This is a genomic window from Streptococcus oralis (assembly GCF_001579025.1).
Classification (GTDB): Bacteria; Bacillota; Bacilli; order Lactobacillales; family Streptococcaceae; genus Streptococcus; species Streptococcus oralis_X.
On sequence record NZ_KQ970235.1, the window covers coordinates 231,492 to 246,429 of the forward strand.

Consider the following 14,938-nt stretch of genomic DNA (forward strand, 5'->3'; position numbering starts at 1 on the left):
TAACAGCCTTTGCGGGAGCCTTTGTTTTTGGCTTGATTGCCCAGTTCTGGGCCCGCTACACTGGATTTCCTTCGACAGCAGACCTAATCATAGCAGGAGCAGTCATGCCCTTTGTTCCAGGGATCGCTCTGACAAATGCGGTTCGGGATATCATGACCAACCATATCAACTCTGGTATGAGCAAGATGTTTGAATCTTTGCTCATTACCCTCGCTTTAGGGGCTGGTACCTCTGTCGCCCTGGTTTTGATGACATAAGATGAATCTAACAAGTATTTTGCTCCAAGCAGTGGCGAGTTTACTCGCCATTATCACCTTTTTAATCGTACTGAATGTTCAACGCTCCATGCTCCTACCTGGTGGTATTTTGGGAATGGGCGTTTGGCTCCTCTATCTTGTTCTAAAAGAACCAACCAATGTCATCGTTGCGACCTTTATCGCGGCGGTGGTAGGTTCTTGTATCAGCCAGATTTTAAGTATTCTCTACAAGACACCAGCGGTGGTCTTTGTTTTGGCTATTCTTGCCCCCTTGGTGCCAGGTTATTTATCCTATCGGACGACTGCTTTTTTTGTAACAGGCGATTACAGTCATGCCCTTGCCAGTGCGACTCTAGTGGTTATGTTGGCTCTGGTCATTTCTATCGGGATGGCAAGTGGAACGGTGATTTTAAAGCTCTATTACTACATCCGAAAACAACGAGGAATCTCCTCTTAACTCTGTCAAAGACAAGGCTTGATTTGGTGAATCAAGTCTTTTTTCTCTCTTTTGCCCCTATTTGTGATAAAATAGAATGAAACGATTTTTTACAATGAATGAAAATACAGAGGTAAATATGACAATCGGTATTGATAAGATTGGTTTTGCGACCAGTCAATATGTCTTGAAATTACAAGACTTAGCAGAAGCGAGGGGCGTTGACCCCGAAAAATTTAGCAAGGGACTCTTGTTAAATGAAATTAGTATTGCACCACTGACTGAGGACATTGTTACCTTGGCTGCCAGTGCAAGCAACTCTATCCTCACAGATAAAGAAAAAGAAGAAATCGACATGGTCATCGTGGCGACCGAGTCAGGAATTGATCAGAGTAAGGCGGCAGCGGTCTTTGTTCATGGTCTATTAGGCATCCAGCCTTTCGCCCGTAGCTTTGAAATCAAAGAAGCCTGCTATGGAGCAACAGCTGCCCTTCATTATGCTAAACTGCATGTGGAAAATTCTCCAGAGTCCAAGGTCTTGGTCATCGCTAGTGATATTGCCAAGTATGGTGTGGCAACTCCGGGTGAGCCAACCCAGGGTGCTGGAAGTGTAGCCATGCTTATCACGCAAAATCCACGCATTATGGCCTTTAACAATGATAATGTTGCTCAAACTCGTGACATCATGGATTTCTGGCGTCCAAACTATTCAACGACTCCTTATGTCAATGGTGTTTATTCAACCCAGCAATATCTGGACAGTCTCACGACGACTTGGGATGAATACAAGAAGCGCTATGATTGGACCATGGGTGACTTTGCGGCCATCTGTTTCCACTTGCCTTATCCTAAGTTGGCCCTAAAAGGCTTGCGCAAGATGATGGACAAGACTCTATCTCAGGAGAAGCAGGATAGTTTGCAAGAAAACTTTGACAAATCCATTCTCTACAGTCAGATGATTGGAAATATCTATACAGGTTCCCTCTTCCTCGGCCTCCTCTCCCTTTTGGAAAATGCAGAGACTTTGAAGGCTGGCGATAAAATTGCCCTCTACAGTTATGGAAGTGGAGCGGTTTCAGAGTTCTTTAGTGGTGAATTGGTCGAAGGTTATGAGGCTTACCTTGATAAGGATCGCTTGAGCAAACTCCAGCAGCGTACAGCCCTATCCGTTGCAGACTATGAAAAAGTCTTCTTCGAAGAGGTGCAGTTGGATGAATCTGGTTCAGCCCAATTTGCAGGCTATGAACATCAAGACTATGCCTTGGTGGAGATTGTCGACCACCAACGCCGTTATAGCAAGGTTGAAAAATAATGAAGATAAGTTGGAATGGATTTTCTAAAAAATCGTACCATGAGCGCCTTGAGTTGTTGCGAGCTCAGGCGCTCCTTAGTCATGAAAAGCAAACCAGTCTCGAGCAGGATGAACAAGTCAGCTTGGCTGTTGCAGACCAGCTGAGTGAAAATGTGGTGGGAACATTCTCTCTGCCTTATTCAATCGTTCCAGAGCTTGTGGTGAATAGTCAGAACTACACAGTTCCCTATGTGACAGAAGAACCGTCCGTGGTTGCTGCGGCCAGCTATGCCAGCAAAATCATCAAGCGAGCAGGCGGTTTTACTGCTCAAGTACATGAGCGCCAGATGATCGGTCAGGTAGCCCTTTATCAAGTTGCTGAACCTGAACAAGCGCAAGAGAAGATTGCCAGCAAGAAGGCCGAACTCTTGGAACTTGCAAATCAAGCCTATCCTTCTATCGTCAAACGTGGAGGTGGGGCGCGTGATTTGCATGTAGAGCAGATCAAAGGTGAAACAGACTTTCTCGTTGCTTATCTCCATGTCGATACCCAGGAAGCCATGGGAGCCAATATGCTCAACACCATGCTGGAAGCCTTGAAGCCAGTCTTAGAAGAACTCAGTCAGGGACAGAGTCTCATGGGAATCCTGTCCAACTACGCGACCGATTCTCTGGTGACTGCAAGCTGTCGTATCGCCTTTCGCTACTTGAGTTCCCAAAGGGACCAAGGACGAGAAATTGCGGAGAAAATAGCCTTGGCTAGCCAGTTTGCGCAGGCTGATCCCTACCGAGCAGCGACTCATAATAAAGGGATTTTTAATGGTATCGATGCCATTTTAATAGCCACGGGTAATGACTGGCGTGCCATCGAAGCTGGGGCTCATGCCTTTGCCAGTCGAGATGGACGCTATCAAGGCCTCAGCCGATGGAGTCTAGATAGGGATTCAGAAGAATTGGTCGGTGAGATGACCCTACCCATGCCCGTAGCGACCAAGGGTGGCTCTATCGGTCTCAACCCTCGTGTAGCCCTTAGTCATGAACTACTAGGAAATCCTTCAGCCAAGGAATTAGCTCAGATTATCGTGTCCATCGGTCTTGCCCAAAACTTTGCGGCCCTCAAAGCCTTAGTCAGTACGGGCATCCAGCAAGGCCACATGAAATTGCAGGCCAAATCCCTAGCTCTCCTAGCAGGTGCTAGTGAGTCCGAGGTTGCTCCCCTCGTTGAGCGCCTCATCGCAGATAAAACCTTTAACTTAGAGACAGCCCAGCGCTATCTCGAAAACTTAAGATCATAAAAAGCTCAGACGAATTCGTCTGAGTTTTCTTGTGTTTATACTCAATGAAAATCAAAAAGCAAACTAGGAAGCTAGCCGCAGGCTGCTCAAAACACTGTTTTGAGGCTGCAGATGGAAGCTGACATGGTTTAAAGAGATTTTCGAAGAGTATTAAATACTTTTTCCTGGTAATAGGGTGACTGGTAAGAAGTAACCAGTTGTCGCAACTTCCTTGCCTTCAATCTTCTGCAAGAGAAGATCGACAGTGAGTTGGGCAATCTCCTTCATAGGTTGCTTAATCGTTGTCAGGTGAGGATAGTAGTTCTCGATAAAGTAGGTCCCATCATAGCCGATGACCTTGAGCTCTTCAGGAACAGAAATTCCCAGCTCTTGAGCAATTTTGATAACCAGGATAGCTGTCAAATCATCCGAAGCAAAAATCGCATCTGGTTTCTGATGGGTCAAGATATTCTTGATTTCCATTTCTTTTCGGACGGGAGAAAAGTCACTCGAAACATTGATAATAGGCGCTTTTGGTAGAACAGAGGCAAAACCAGCGTGGCGCAGTCCAGTCGGTGAATTCGAGTTATCATTTCCTGTAATCATGATGATAGACTGGGCTCCAGTCTTAACCAGAGTTTGGGCTGCGAGGACCCCGCCACCGTAGTTATCAGAGGAGACGACAGGGATGTCTGGAGACAAGTTTCGGTCAAAGGAAATAATCGGTGCCGTCACACGATTGTAGTCTTCGATTCCCAAGTTGTGACTTCCAGAAATGATACCATCGACCTGATTGGCCTCCAGCATTTCAATGTACTCTCGTTCTTTTTCAGAGTCGTGCTCGCTGTTACAGATGATGGTCTTGTATCCATTCTTAAAGAGTTGGTTTTCCAACTTACCTATCAATTCAGCATAGAAAACATTGGAAATATTTGGGAAAATCAAGCCGATTAACTTAGCTGATTTTCCTTGGAGACTACGAGCTAAATTGTTGGGCTTATAGCCCAATTCTCTCATGGCTTCATTGACCTTGAGAATGGTTTTTTCAGACAGATAGCCTTTTTTATTGATAACCCGTGAGACGGTAGTGGGGCTGACGCCTGCAAGTTTGGCGACATCAGTTAGTTTTGCGACCATAATCTAATTCATAATAAGTTCCGGTTGGTTTTCCAGACTTGATCAGGATACCGTTTTGATCGGCATGCGGAAAGACGCGACCAGAAAATACTTTTTCTCCTTTATTGATGAAAATTTCAAAGACAGAATTGTCGATGAAGATGTTAGCAGTAGTAGCTTGCTTTTCGATTGGGCATGAACGAGTGCTTCCAAATTCTTGGGCATACTGTTCTCCAGCCTGGCTACGATCCACTGTCACTTGACCATTTACAAGGTCAAAGTTGATTGAAAGTCCCTTACCTTCTTTGTCAGCAAGTAAGACAATCTCGCTCTGGCTATTGGCTTCCAAGTTGAGCTCCAATTCATAAGTGTTATTGGTTTGAGCACGGTTTGAGAAGACCTCTTCAGAAGCACGAAGTTCTTTGACAGCTGCGACAGGATATTGGTAGAGTTTGCCATCTTTGATAGTGAGTTCCTTGACCAAGGAGAAAGTTCCTTGGTGGTCAAAACGATCAGATGGGTAGGCTACATCTGGTAACCCAAGCCAGCTGACAGACAATGCACGTCCGTCTGGAGCGTTAAAGGCTTGAGTTGCATAGGCTTCAAAACCGTAGTCTAGGTTGTGAAGGGGTGACACATCTACCATTTTGGAGTTTTCAGGATCAAAGAAAGCCCCGATTTTGTACATGTTTGGGTAGATATTGTCGTAGTCTAGAACAATCTTATCCAATCCTTGTGGGCAGTAGAGAAGGATAGGTTGCTCCCCTACAAAGACCAGATTTGGGCATTCCATCATGTAGGCAGTGCGGTCGTTAGCAAAGTCAAGGTCGCCAACTGCTTGCCAGTTTGTATAATCATTGTCCACAGCCTTGTAGAGACGGACGAAGCCTTTTTTCTCCAAGTCCTGTCCACCGACGATGGCATAATATTGACCCTTGAAGTTAAAAATTTGTGGGTCACGGAAGTGGTCAGTAGAGTCTGCTGGCTGGTCAATCAAGATCTTGTCAATCTTTGTAATCTTGCCATCCTTATCCATCAAAGCCCCAATCTGGTAAGGGTGACGGATCCAGTTTTCATCACGGACATTTCCAGTATAAAATAGGAACAACTGATCGCCGAACTGCATGGCAGAACCAGAGTAGGCACCGTGGCTATCTAATGGAGTATCTGGCAAAACTTTGACTCCAGTTTCTGTAAAGTGTACCAAATCATCACTTTCAAGCTGCACCCAAGACTTCAACCCATGGGCTGCACCAAAGGGGAAGTTTTGGTAAAAGAGAATCCATTTGCCATCGAAATAAGAAAAGCCATTTGGATCATTGAGAAGGCCCATTTTAGGCTCGACATGGTAACGAGTATGCCAAGGAGATTGAGCCATCTTTTCCTTGATTTGTTTGATTTCATCATTAGACCAGTCTTCATAGCGTCTATAACGGCGCTCGGTTGTCCATTCCATTTTATCTTTCCTCCATAAGTTCTATTCTACTATTAATAGTAAACGTTTTCGGCAAAAAAAGCAAGTCTTTTATGTTAAAAAAAGAAAAATATGTCAAACGATTGCCAGAAATCAAGTAAAGGAAATCTGGCAAATTTTCACGAAAAAATGAAAGAAAATGTAAATAAAAGCCTTGATTCCTCAAGTATAAAGATATTTTTTTGAGTAAAAAGAGAATTTCCCTCAAAAACGAGCAAAAATAATCAGAGGAAAAAGAAAGAGAATAAAAATTTCTGCAAAACGCTTGACATATTTTAGAAACGTGATAAAATAATAGTCGTAGGGCGAATAAAATCGCTTTCAAACAAGAACAAAATTTTATAAGGAGATTTTTGCAAATGAACAATCAGGATATTGCAAAAAAGGTCATCGAAGCCCTTGGCGGACGTGAAAATGTCAACAGTGTAGCCCACTGTGCGACTCGTCTACGTGTCATGGTCAAAGATGAAGGGAAAATCAATAAGGAAGTGATTGAGAACTTGGATAAAGTTCAAGGTGCTTTCTTTAACTCAGGTCAATACCAAATCATCTTTGGGACTGGTACAGTAAACAAGATGTACGACGAAGTCGTTGCACTTGGTTTGCCAACCTCTTCTAAAGAAGACATGAAAGCTGAAGCTGCTAAACAAGGAAACTGGTTCCAACGTGCTATCCGTACTTTCGGTGACGTCTTCGTGCCAATCATCCCAGTTATCGTAGCAACTGGTCTCTTCATGGGTCTTCGTGGTCTCATGAACGCTCTTGGAATGACACTTCCAGAAGATGTTACCATTTACAGCCAAATCCTCACAGATACAGCCTTCATCATCCTGCCAGGTTTGGTTGTATGGTCAACCTTCCGCGTATTCGGTGGAAATCCAGCTGTTGGTATCGTCCTTGGTATGATGCTGGTTTCTGGTTCACTTCCAAACGCTTGGGCTGTAGCATCAGGTGGTGAAGTAACAGCTATGAACTTCTTTGGCTTCATTCCTGTTGTTGGTTTGCAAGGTTCCGTTCTTCCAGCCTTCATCATTGGGGTGGTCGGAGCCAAGTTTGAAAAAGCTCTCCGCAAAGTGGTTCCAGATGTCTTGGATCTCTTGGTGACACCGTTCGTGACACTTTTGGTCATGTCTATCCTTGGACTCTTTGTCATCGGACCAGTCTTCCACGTTGTTGAAAACTACATCCTTCTCGGAACAAAAGCGATTCTTGCCTTGCCATTCGGTCTTGGTGGTTTGGTCATCGGTGGGGTTCACCAATTGATCGTCGTATCAGGTGTGCACCACATCTTCAACTTGCTTGAAGTGCAGTTGCTTGCTGCCGACCATGCGAACCCATTTAACGCCATCATCACTGCAGCGATGACAGCTCAAGGTGCTGCAACTGTTGCCGTTGGTGTTAAAACGAAGAATCCTAAACTGAAAACACTTGCTTTCCCAGCTGCTCTTTCTGCCTTCCTCGGTATTACAGAGCCTGCTATCTTCGGGGTGAACTTGCGCTTCCGTAAACCATTCTTCCTTTCATTAATCGCTGGTGCTATCGGTGGTGGATTGGCTTCTATCCTTGGACTTGCTGGTACTGGTAATGGTATCACCATCATCCCTGGTACAATGTTGTACGTTGGTAATGGCCAATTGCTTCAATACCTTCTTATGGTAGCTGTATCATTCGTTCTTGGTTTTGCCCTTACATACATGTTTGGTTACGAGGATGAAAAAGAAGTTGCTTCTGAAGTAGCGACAGAACGTTTGGTTCAAGAAGAAACAACTGGTAACATTCCAGTAGCTCCTCAAAACGAAACAATCCAAACTCCAATCGTTGGGGACGTAGTTGCCCTTGAGAATGTTGATGATCCAGTCTTTTCAAGTGGTGCAATGGGACAAGGTATCGCAGTAAAACCAAGCCAAGGTGTGGTTTATGCACCAGCTGATGCGGAAGTATCGATTGCTTTTGCCACAGGACATGCTTACGGTTTGAAGACAGCTAATGGAGCTGAAATCTTGATCCACGTTGGTATCGATACGGTGACTATGAACGGTGAAGGTTTTGAACAAAAAGTTGCTCAAGGCGACAAGGTCAAAGCTGGTGATGTTCTCGGAACCTTTGACTCAAACAAAATCGCTGCTGCAGGTCTTGACGACACAACAATGGTTATCGTAACCAACACAGCAGACTACGCTTCTGTGACACCAGTCGCAAGCGGTTCAGTTGTCAAGGGTGACGCTATCATCGAAGTGAAAGCCTAGTCCTCTTCGAAAACCAGATCTAAAAACAAAACGAACAAATATCATGTTTGTTCGTTTTTACTTGGATTGTAAGATTTACAGAGGAAAATCTAAAATATTGAGAAATCTAGCCCTTTAAAATGTGCTATAATAGAGAAAACAAAGATAAGAGGTTTATCATGACAAAATTATATGGAAGCTTAGAAGCGGGCGGTACAAAGTTTGTCTGTGCTGTCGGAGATGAAAATTTTAATATTGTAGAAAAAACACAATTTCCTACAACAACTCCAATCGAAACTATCGATAAAACCATCGAATTCTTTTCAAAATTCGATAATCTTGCAGGTCTTGCCATCGGTTCCTTTGGTCCTATCGATATCGACAAAAACTCAAAAACCTATGGTTTTATCACAACGACTCCAAAACCTCATTGGGCAAATGTAGACCTACTTGGTGCCCTTCGCCGCTCCCTCAACGTACCCATGTATTTCACCACAGACGTGAACAGCTCTGCCTATGGTGAAGTGGTTGCTCGTAACAATGCTGGTGGCCGTATCGAAAACTTGGTTTACTACACGATCGGTACAGGTATCGGTGCAGGTGTTATCCAACGTGGTGAGTTTATCGGTGGTGTGGGTCACCCTGAGATGGGTCACTACTATGTGGATAAACACCCAATGGATGTAGAAAAAGAATTTAACGGCGTCTGTCCTTTCCATAAGGGTTGTTTGGAAGGCTTTGCGGCTGGACCAAGTCTAGAAGCTCGTACAGGTATTCGTGGTGAAAACATCGAACTTAATAACTCTGTTTGGGATGTTCAAGCCTACTATATCGCTCAAGCTGCGGTCAACGCAACAGTGACTTTCCGTCCAGATGTGATCGTCTTTGGTGGTGGCGTCATGGCACAGCAACACATGCTGGACCGTGTACGTGAGAAATTCACTGCTCTTCTCAATGGCTACCTACCAGTACCAGACGTGCGTGACTACATCGTAACTCCAGCAGTCGCAGGCAATGGTTCCGCAACACTTGGGAACTTTGTTCTCGCTAAAAGCGTCGCAAAATAAAACAAAGAAAACATCCGCTTGGGCAACCAAACGGATGTTTTGTTTGAAGACAATTTTTTTGAGCCTTTCCTTAAGTGATTACGGACGGTAGCGACTTTCTTCGAAATTCCATACCTAAACTTTGAGCACAATGTCTCAAAGTTTCCGAACACCTGAAACCATGAGATTTCAGGTGTTTTTATCACGGCGGAAAGGCTAGGTTAGTTCTTGATTCACTATCGAAAAATAGGCATGATTTCCATACCAAAGTATATTTAGTATCAGGCTATATTCTATTCTCAAAACATCTGCCAGAAGAAATCAATAATATAAGTCAAACCATAAGTGTAAACCACTAGGGTAAAGGGCTTGGTCAAAATGATAATAATCATATAGCGTTTGAAGGTCATCTTGGTGAGGGCAGCCAGCATACACAGAAAGTCAGCTGGGCTAACCGGCCAGATCATCATAAAGATAAAGAAACGCTCGAAGCGATTGCCCTTATCTAGCCAACCGATGTACTTGTCATAGGTGCGCTTGCTGACGACGGACTGGACAAAGGCAGCTCCATAGAGGCGCACGAGGTAAAAGATAATGGCACAGCCAATCACGATGCCGATATAGTTATAGATGGTTCCAATGATATGGCCGTAAATAAAGACCCCAGCCACTGAGGTCAAAGCTCCCGGAATGATCGGAACAACGGTTTGTAGGATCTGTAAAAAGATAAAGAGTGGTGGCCCCCAAACCCCAGCTTGCTGGATAAAGGCCGATAGGGTTTCCTTGGACTGTAACACTCCTGCCTGATAGGCCCAAATACAGAAAATCAAGGTGCCGACTCCCCCGACGATAGATGAAATATTGATGACTTGCTGTAGAAGGGGAGAAACAGCTTTCATTTGCTTATCCTGTGACATGTAAACTCCTCATAGATAGTATGATTCTACTATACCATATTTTATGGAGAAAAACTATCTGGATTATCTGACTGGAGAAATAAGTGTGGTAAAATGAGAATAAGAAAAAGACGGTATAGAATGAGGGGTATCATGTTAGGTTTAAACTTTAAAGGAAGCTGGCGCCAATATCAAAAACAGGTCTTGGATCGTTTTCAGGACTATCAAGCAGACGGTCATGTTCATCTAGTGGCCGCTCCAGGGTCTGGAAAGACCACCATTGGTATCGAGCTAATCGCTCGTTTTGGCAACCCAGCCCTCATCTTAGTTCCGACTGTCACTATTCGTGAACAATGGGTAGATAGGATTCAAACAGCTTTTCTAGAGGATGGCCAGAGGCTTTCAGACCTCGTTTCCCAAAACTTAAAGGAGATGAAGGCATTAACGATTGTGACCTATCAGGCTTTTCATAGTGCCATGAACCAACTTCAATCACAAGAAGATGGAGAAGCAGAGGATTTTATGGGGTTTGATTTGCTTGCAAGCCTAAGAGCTCAGAAAGTTGCGACTCTTTGTTTGGACGAATGCCACCACCTGCGCAATGAATGGTGGAAAAGTCTGGAAGCCTTTCGCAAGCAGTATGAACCGCTGCAAGTCATCTCTCTGACAGCGACACCACCTTATGACAGCGAGCCTGAACTCTGGGAACGCTATATCCGAATGTGCGGGGAGATCGATCAAGAAATCACGGTACCTGAACTAGTCAAGGAAGACACTCTTTGCCCTCATCAGGATTTTGTCTATATGTGTTCACCAACAGCTGAAGAGGCGGAACGTCTCAAACGGTTTGAGGAGACTAAGTGGGACTATATTCATCACCTTATAGTCGATCCTGATTTTCAAACATTTGTAGCAGGGTCTAAGGTCCTCAAAGGGGATATTTCATCTGATTTGCTTTTAGAAGATCCCAAGTACTTGTCTGCTATGTTGATTTATATGCATTCTCAGGGGTTAACGATTCCTCCCTCTTTGCAAAATTTACTGGGAACCCAGAAGCTTCCAGCATTGACCTCCTACTGGCTGGAGACGCTGTTGCAGAGCATACTCTATCAGACACCAGATTGGTATGAGGATCCAGATGGATATAGGAAAAAGTTAGAGGCTGACTTGAAGGCGCGTGGGTTGGTGGAAAAACGTCAGGTTTATCTGGTTAAGTCTAAGGCTTCTGACCAGATTTTAAGCCAATCTCTAGGGAAGTTGTCTGCCATTGCCGATATCTTTTTGACGGAGTATGAGAGTCTAGGTCTGGAACTGAGACAGTTAGTACTAGCTGACTATATTCGCAAGGATTTTGCCACCTATCTGGGAGATAATCAGGCAACCATTTCTCAGTTGGGGGTACTCCCTTATTTTGAAAGCATTCGTCGAAAAGCTCAGGAGCAAGAGATACCTGTGTCTTTGGCTGTCTTGTCAGGTAGTGTCGTTATTTTGCCTACCGATGTGGCAGCAGAGTTTAAGGATCTCTTGCCTCAGGTTCCTCTTAGTTTCTCACCTATTGGTCACTTGGATCCAAAAGATTATGTGCAGGTTGGTTTTCCGAGCTCAGCTAAGGGAATCGTAGCGGCAGTGACGGAGCTTTTTCAACGAGGGCGGATTCAAGTCCTAGTCGGAACCAAGTCTCTCCTCGGAGAGGGTTGGGATGCTCCTTGCGTTAATTCCCTAATCCTCGGAAGCTTTGTGGGGAGCTTTATGCTGAGTAACCAGATGCGCGGGCGTGCCATTCGTATCTGGTCGGGACATCCAGAAAAGACCAGTAACATCTGGCATCTGGTAGCCGTTCAAGCGCAAGCACTTATCACTCTTCCTGGTGAGGAGCCTAGACCAGAGAGCAATCAAGATCTGCAGACCTTGTCGCGACGGATGGAGCATTTTCTTGGATTGGCCTATAATCAGGAGAGTATTGAGACCGGTTTGGATCGTTTGGATTTTCCAAAGCCCCCTTTTAAGAAAAAGCAAATCAGTGAGTACAATGAGCGAGTTAAGAGTCTCTCCAAGGATCGAGCAGGCTTGAGACAAAAATGGCAGGAAGCTCTTGTCGTAGCGGATCAGTTCGAGGTAGTTACAGAAGTCGCAACTCAAAAACAGAAGGTCCCAGTCATGCTCTTGCTTGATGCATTAAAATGGGTTCGCATGTCATTGCTCTTGTTGGCAGTAGATTTGTTGGTCTTGCTATTTAGACTGAGATTGATCGGTGTTTGGTGGCTTACGACAGCATGTCTCCTCTTTTTAGTCTTTGCATCTTGGCGCTACCTCCGCTATAAGAGTCCTTATAAACGTTTGCAATCTCTGGGTGAGCAGATCCGAAAGGCTCTGCTAGATTCGGGGCATCTAACGGATGATCAATCCCGTGTTCAGGTAGAGGAGGACAAGGAAAACTACATGGTCTTTGCCTATCTCAAGGGAGGAAGCATGAGGGACAAGGAGTTGTTTGCGCAGACTGTGGGAGAGTTCTTTGCTCCAGTGGACAACCAGCGTTATCTCTTGAAGGCAGAGAAAGTCCGACAAGGTCAGTCACCTTACTATGCCGTGCCTAGTCTTTTTGACAAGCGCAAGGAAGAAGCACAGAAATTCCTCGACTTTCTGACGCCGACTATCGGACGCTATCACCTCGTCTATACACGAACAGAGGCAGGAAGGAAAACCCTTCTCGAAGCTCGTATCAAAGCTCTCTCTAACAAAAACGACCGTATCTTGATTAAGAAGAAGGTTAAAAGCCGGTTGGAGTAGGGGAGTTTACAAGAGATAAATAAGTAAATTCTCTTAAAATATAAACACAATTAGAGACAGTAAGAGACGATTGACTAGTTCAAGTAAGAAGGAGAAGAAAGTTAAAGTAGAAGAAATAGAACAAGTAGCTGGATAAGGACAACCCCTTAGAAAAGGATTTCTAAGGGGATTTTTGTGGATTCGTGGTATAATTTTTATAAAAGTAGGCGCTATGAAATATTTTGTTTTTTAGAAAGAAATACTATGGATGATAGATTTATTACATTAAAGCACTTTGATACTTCAGTAGCAGCTAAAAATGTTGCTAAATTACTTGAAGAAAATAAAACTTATTTCTTAAATGGGAACTGGGGTTCTGGAAAAACAGAATTTCTAGTTGAAGTTGGTAAGAATACTAATAAAAAATTAGTTACGATAGACTTTTGGAGATTAAACGATAACCGCTCAACGATTGAGATTGTTTTTTCAAAATTACACCCGTTGGTATATAGCCTTTTAAGGATTTTCATAGTTTTATGTGTCGCAGTTTCTATCTTAATGACTAATGTAGTTGATTTGGGTTTAAGTTCTTTTTTTGAATCTTTTTGTGTTAAATTAATTATTGGGAGTATTGTTTTATTAGTAGCAATCTATCAATTTTTTAAAATCAAATCAGATGGTTTTTACAGTTGTTTACTAACTTCTAAATGTCTATCATTATCTCGAAAAGTATTAGTTATTGATGATTTTGATCGAATGTCTAACAAACAACAAGAGGAGAGTTATAAAATTTTTAGCTTGCTTAATGGCAAGATTCCAATTGTTTTTGTTGGAGATATTGAGAAAGTGCATCTTAACGACAATAATTTCCTCTCTAAAATTATTGATAGACGGATAGAACTACCATTTGTTCTTCACCCATCAAATATTTGGCAAGATTATTTTGAGTTGCTAGGAAAGAAATTTAGTACGAGATTGTCAGATGATTTTTGGAAAAGGTTCAGCTTTGAAAATAGAAATTTGCGAGATAGAAATCATTTTAATGACTATGTCAATCAAGAATTCTTTTCAAGGGGTAAATTAGGACATGTTCAGGAGGAACAGCAACTTTGGATTATCTATACCTACCTTTTTTATCCTGAATTATATAAACAATTATTAAAGGCTGAAGAAATAAAAGTCAAGGATGATGAAAAAATTAGTTTTACATGGCTGTTCAAGTTTGGACGAAGCATACAAGAAATACTGTCAGACATTCAACAATCAGCTCTTAACCAATATCCACCAAGCTATAAAATGAATGGCTCGGCCTATTTTCTTTATGAAGAATCTCTAAATCGTACAAAAGAGGAAATGGATACATTACTTGAGACAGATAGTCAGGAATTATCAAGAGAACTAAGAGAGGGGAATCATAAGACTGATTTTTATCAATATCTCTCAAGTGAATATAAATCTTTTTCTGAAAATCAGAAAGCTAAACTACTACGTATGACTATACAGGAATCTCTTAAATCTTATAATAGCCCTGCAATGGACTATATTGTTGCAGAAAAGTTAAATGAAGAAATTCCCCGATATGAGAGGAATAGTCCTTTAAGTGAGGAAATAATAGGTAGAATTGTGAATTTCTGGGAAAGTATTCTGAGAAAAGAAGGTTTGGATCCGTCTGAGATACTTTATTTTATGGAAAAACATAGAGTGCTGACCTTCTATGATTTGGGTCGTCACTATTCAAACTTAGAAATTAATAATGAAAATTTCGCTAAGCTAAGACGAAAAGATTTCTTTCTCTTGACCTATCTTAGTTCAATTGAAAAATTTAATGAATTTGAAAGTTGGAATAGAAGTATTTGGGATGCCATGGAGCAGTTTGGAGGCAGAGAGTTCTTAGTATTTTGGGAATTTCAAGGAATTCTTTCAAATGGATTGGGTTATTACTGTTTTGATGTTGTTCCTAGAAACAAAAAATATTTTCTTATGATGGGTGAAAATCAAGATAAAATGAAAAAGAATAGGTCTGTCATTGAAAAGATTCAGCCGCAACTTGAGCAATTGGAAGCTAAAGGATTTACATTTGAGGAGAAAATAGATAGGGAATACTGGTAGGCAATCTATGAGTTTTAAAGGATAATTGGTTAGTATGTTCTCCTTTTA

The 14,938-nt window shown here is 42.7% G+C and carries 11 protein-coding genes and 1 pseudogene; 9 read left to right on the top strand and 3 right to left on the bottom strand.

The genetic code is table 11. The features are described 5' to 3' along the window. The 4 genes from SORDD27_RS01070 to SORDD27_RS01085 form a co-directional block, all read left to right on the top strand. On the top strand, window positions 1–257 hold a 257-nt coding region (locus SORDD27_RS01070; RefSeq protein WP_196755611.1), incomplete at its 5' end, for a threonine/serine exporter family protein. 1 nt (window position 258) lies between these two features. After that, window positions 259–714 (top strand): threonine/serine exporter family protein, encoded by a 456-nt coding sequence (locus tag SORDD27_RS01075; protein WP_061426827.1) that lies wholly within the window; start codon window positions 259–261, stop codon window positions 712–714. 118 nt (window positions 715–832) lie between these two features. Further along, window positions 833–2,005 carry a hydroxymethylglutaryl-CoA synthase gene (locus SORDD27_RS01080; protein ID WP_061428027.1) on the top strand — a complete coding sequence of 391 codons (1,173 nt, stop codon included), beginning with the start codon at window positions 833–835 and terminating at the stop codon, window positions 2,003–2,005. Further along, window positions 2,005–3,279 carry a hydroxymethylglutaryl-CoA reductase, degradative gene (locus SORDD27_RS01085; RefSeq protein ID WP_061426829.1) on the top strand — a complete coding sequence of 425 codons (1,275 nt, stop codon included), beginning with the start codon at window positions 2,005–2,007 and terminating at the stop codon, window positions 3,277–3,279. The genes SORDD27_RS01080 and SORDD27_RS01085 overlap by 1 nt, the downstream gene beginning before the upstream one ends. Window positions 3,280–3,429: 150 nt before the next feature. Here the strand turns inward: SORDD27_RS01085 and SORDD27_RS01090 are convergent, their stop codons facing one another. Next, a complete protein-coding gene (locus SORDD27_RS01090; RefSeq protein WP_061426831.1) occupies window positions 3,430–4,395 on the bottom strand; it encodes a LacI family DNA-binding transcriptional regulator in 966 nt (321 codons plus the stop codon). Continuing rightward, a complete protein-coding gene (locus SORDD27_RS01095) occupies window positions 4,376–5,830 on the bottom strand; it encodes a sucrose-6-phosphate hydrolase (RefSeq protein ID WP_061426833.1) in 1,455 nt (484 codons plus the stop codon). The genes SORDD27_RS01090 and SORDD27_RS01095 overlap by 20 nt, the downstream gene beginning before the upstream one ends. A gap of 377 nt (window positions 5,831–6,207) precedes the next feature. On the opposite strand from SORDD27_RS01095, the gene SORDD27_RS01100 reads away from it, so the two are divergent. Both SORDD27_RS01100 and scrK read left to right on the top strand, forming a co-directional pair. Next, window positions 6,208–8,094, top strand: coding sequence for a sucrose-specific PTS transporter subunit IIBC (locus tag SORDD27_RS01100; RefSeq protein ID WP_061426835.1), 1,887 nt, complete (start codon window positions 6,208–6,210; stop codon window positions 8,092–8,094). A gap of 158 nt (window positions 8,095–8,252) precedes the next feature. Continuing rightward, a complete protein-coding gene (gene scrK, locus SORDD27_RS01105) occupies window positions 8,253–9,140 on the top strand; it encodes a fructokinase ScrK (protein ID WP_061426836.1) in 888 nt (295 codons plus the stop codon). Window positions 9,141–9,418: 278 nt separating this feature from the next. Here the strand turns inward: scrK and SORDD27_RS01110 are convergent, their stop codons facing one another. After that, window positions 9,419–10,036 carry a TVP38/TMEM64 family protein gene (locus tag SORDD27_RS01110; protein ID WP_000076176.1) on the bottom strand — a complete coding sequence of 206 codons (618 nt, stop codon included), beginning with the start codon at window positions 10,034–10,036 and terminating at the stop codon, window positions 9,419–9,421. Between the two features lie 132 nt (window positions 10,037–10,168). Between SORDD27_RS01110 and SORDD27_RS01115 the strand changes: the two genes are divergently transcribed. The 3 genes and pseudogenes from SORDD27_RS01115 to SORDD27_RS01120 all read left to right on the top strand — a co-directional run bounded on the left by SORDD27_RS01115 (window position 10,169) and on the right by SORDD27_RS01120 (window position 14,890). Continuing rightward, window positions 10,169–12,802, top strand: coding sequence for a DEAD/DEAH box helicase family protein (locus SORDD27_RS01115; protein ID WP_061426837.1), 2,634 nt, complete (start codon window positions 10,169–10,171; stop codon window positions 12,800–12,802). 37 nt (window positions 12,803–12,839) lie between these two features. After that, window positions 12,840–12,938: pseudogene (locus SORDD27_RS10550) on the top strand (DUF6261 family protein); the annotation flags it as partial. 107 nt (window positions 12,939–13,045) lie between these two features. Then, the gene (locus tag SORDD27_RS01120) at window positions 13,046–14,890 is read left to right on the top strand and encodes a P-loop NTPase fold protein (RefSeq protein WP_061426838.1); all 1,845 of its coding nucleotides are present in this window, start codon (window positions 13,046–13,048) and stop codon (window positions 14,888–14,890) included. Window positions 14,891–14,938 lie beyond the last annotated feature (48 nt).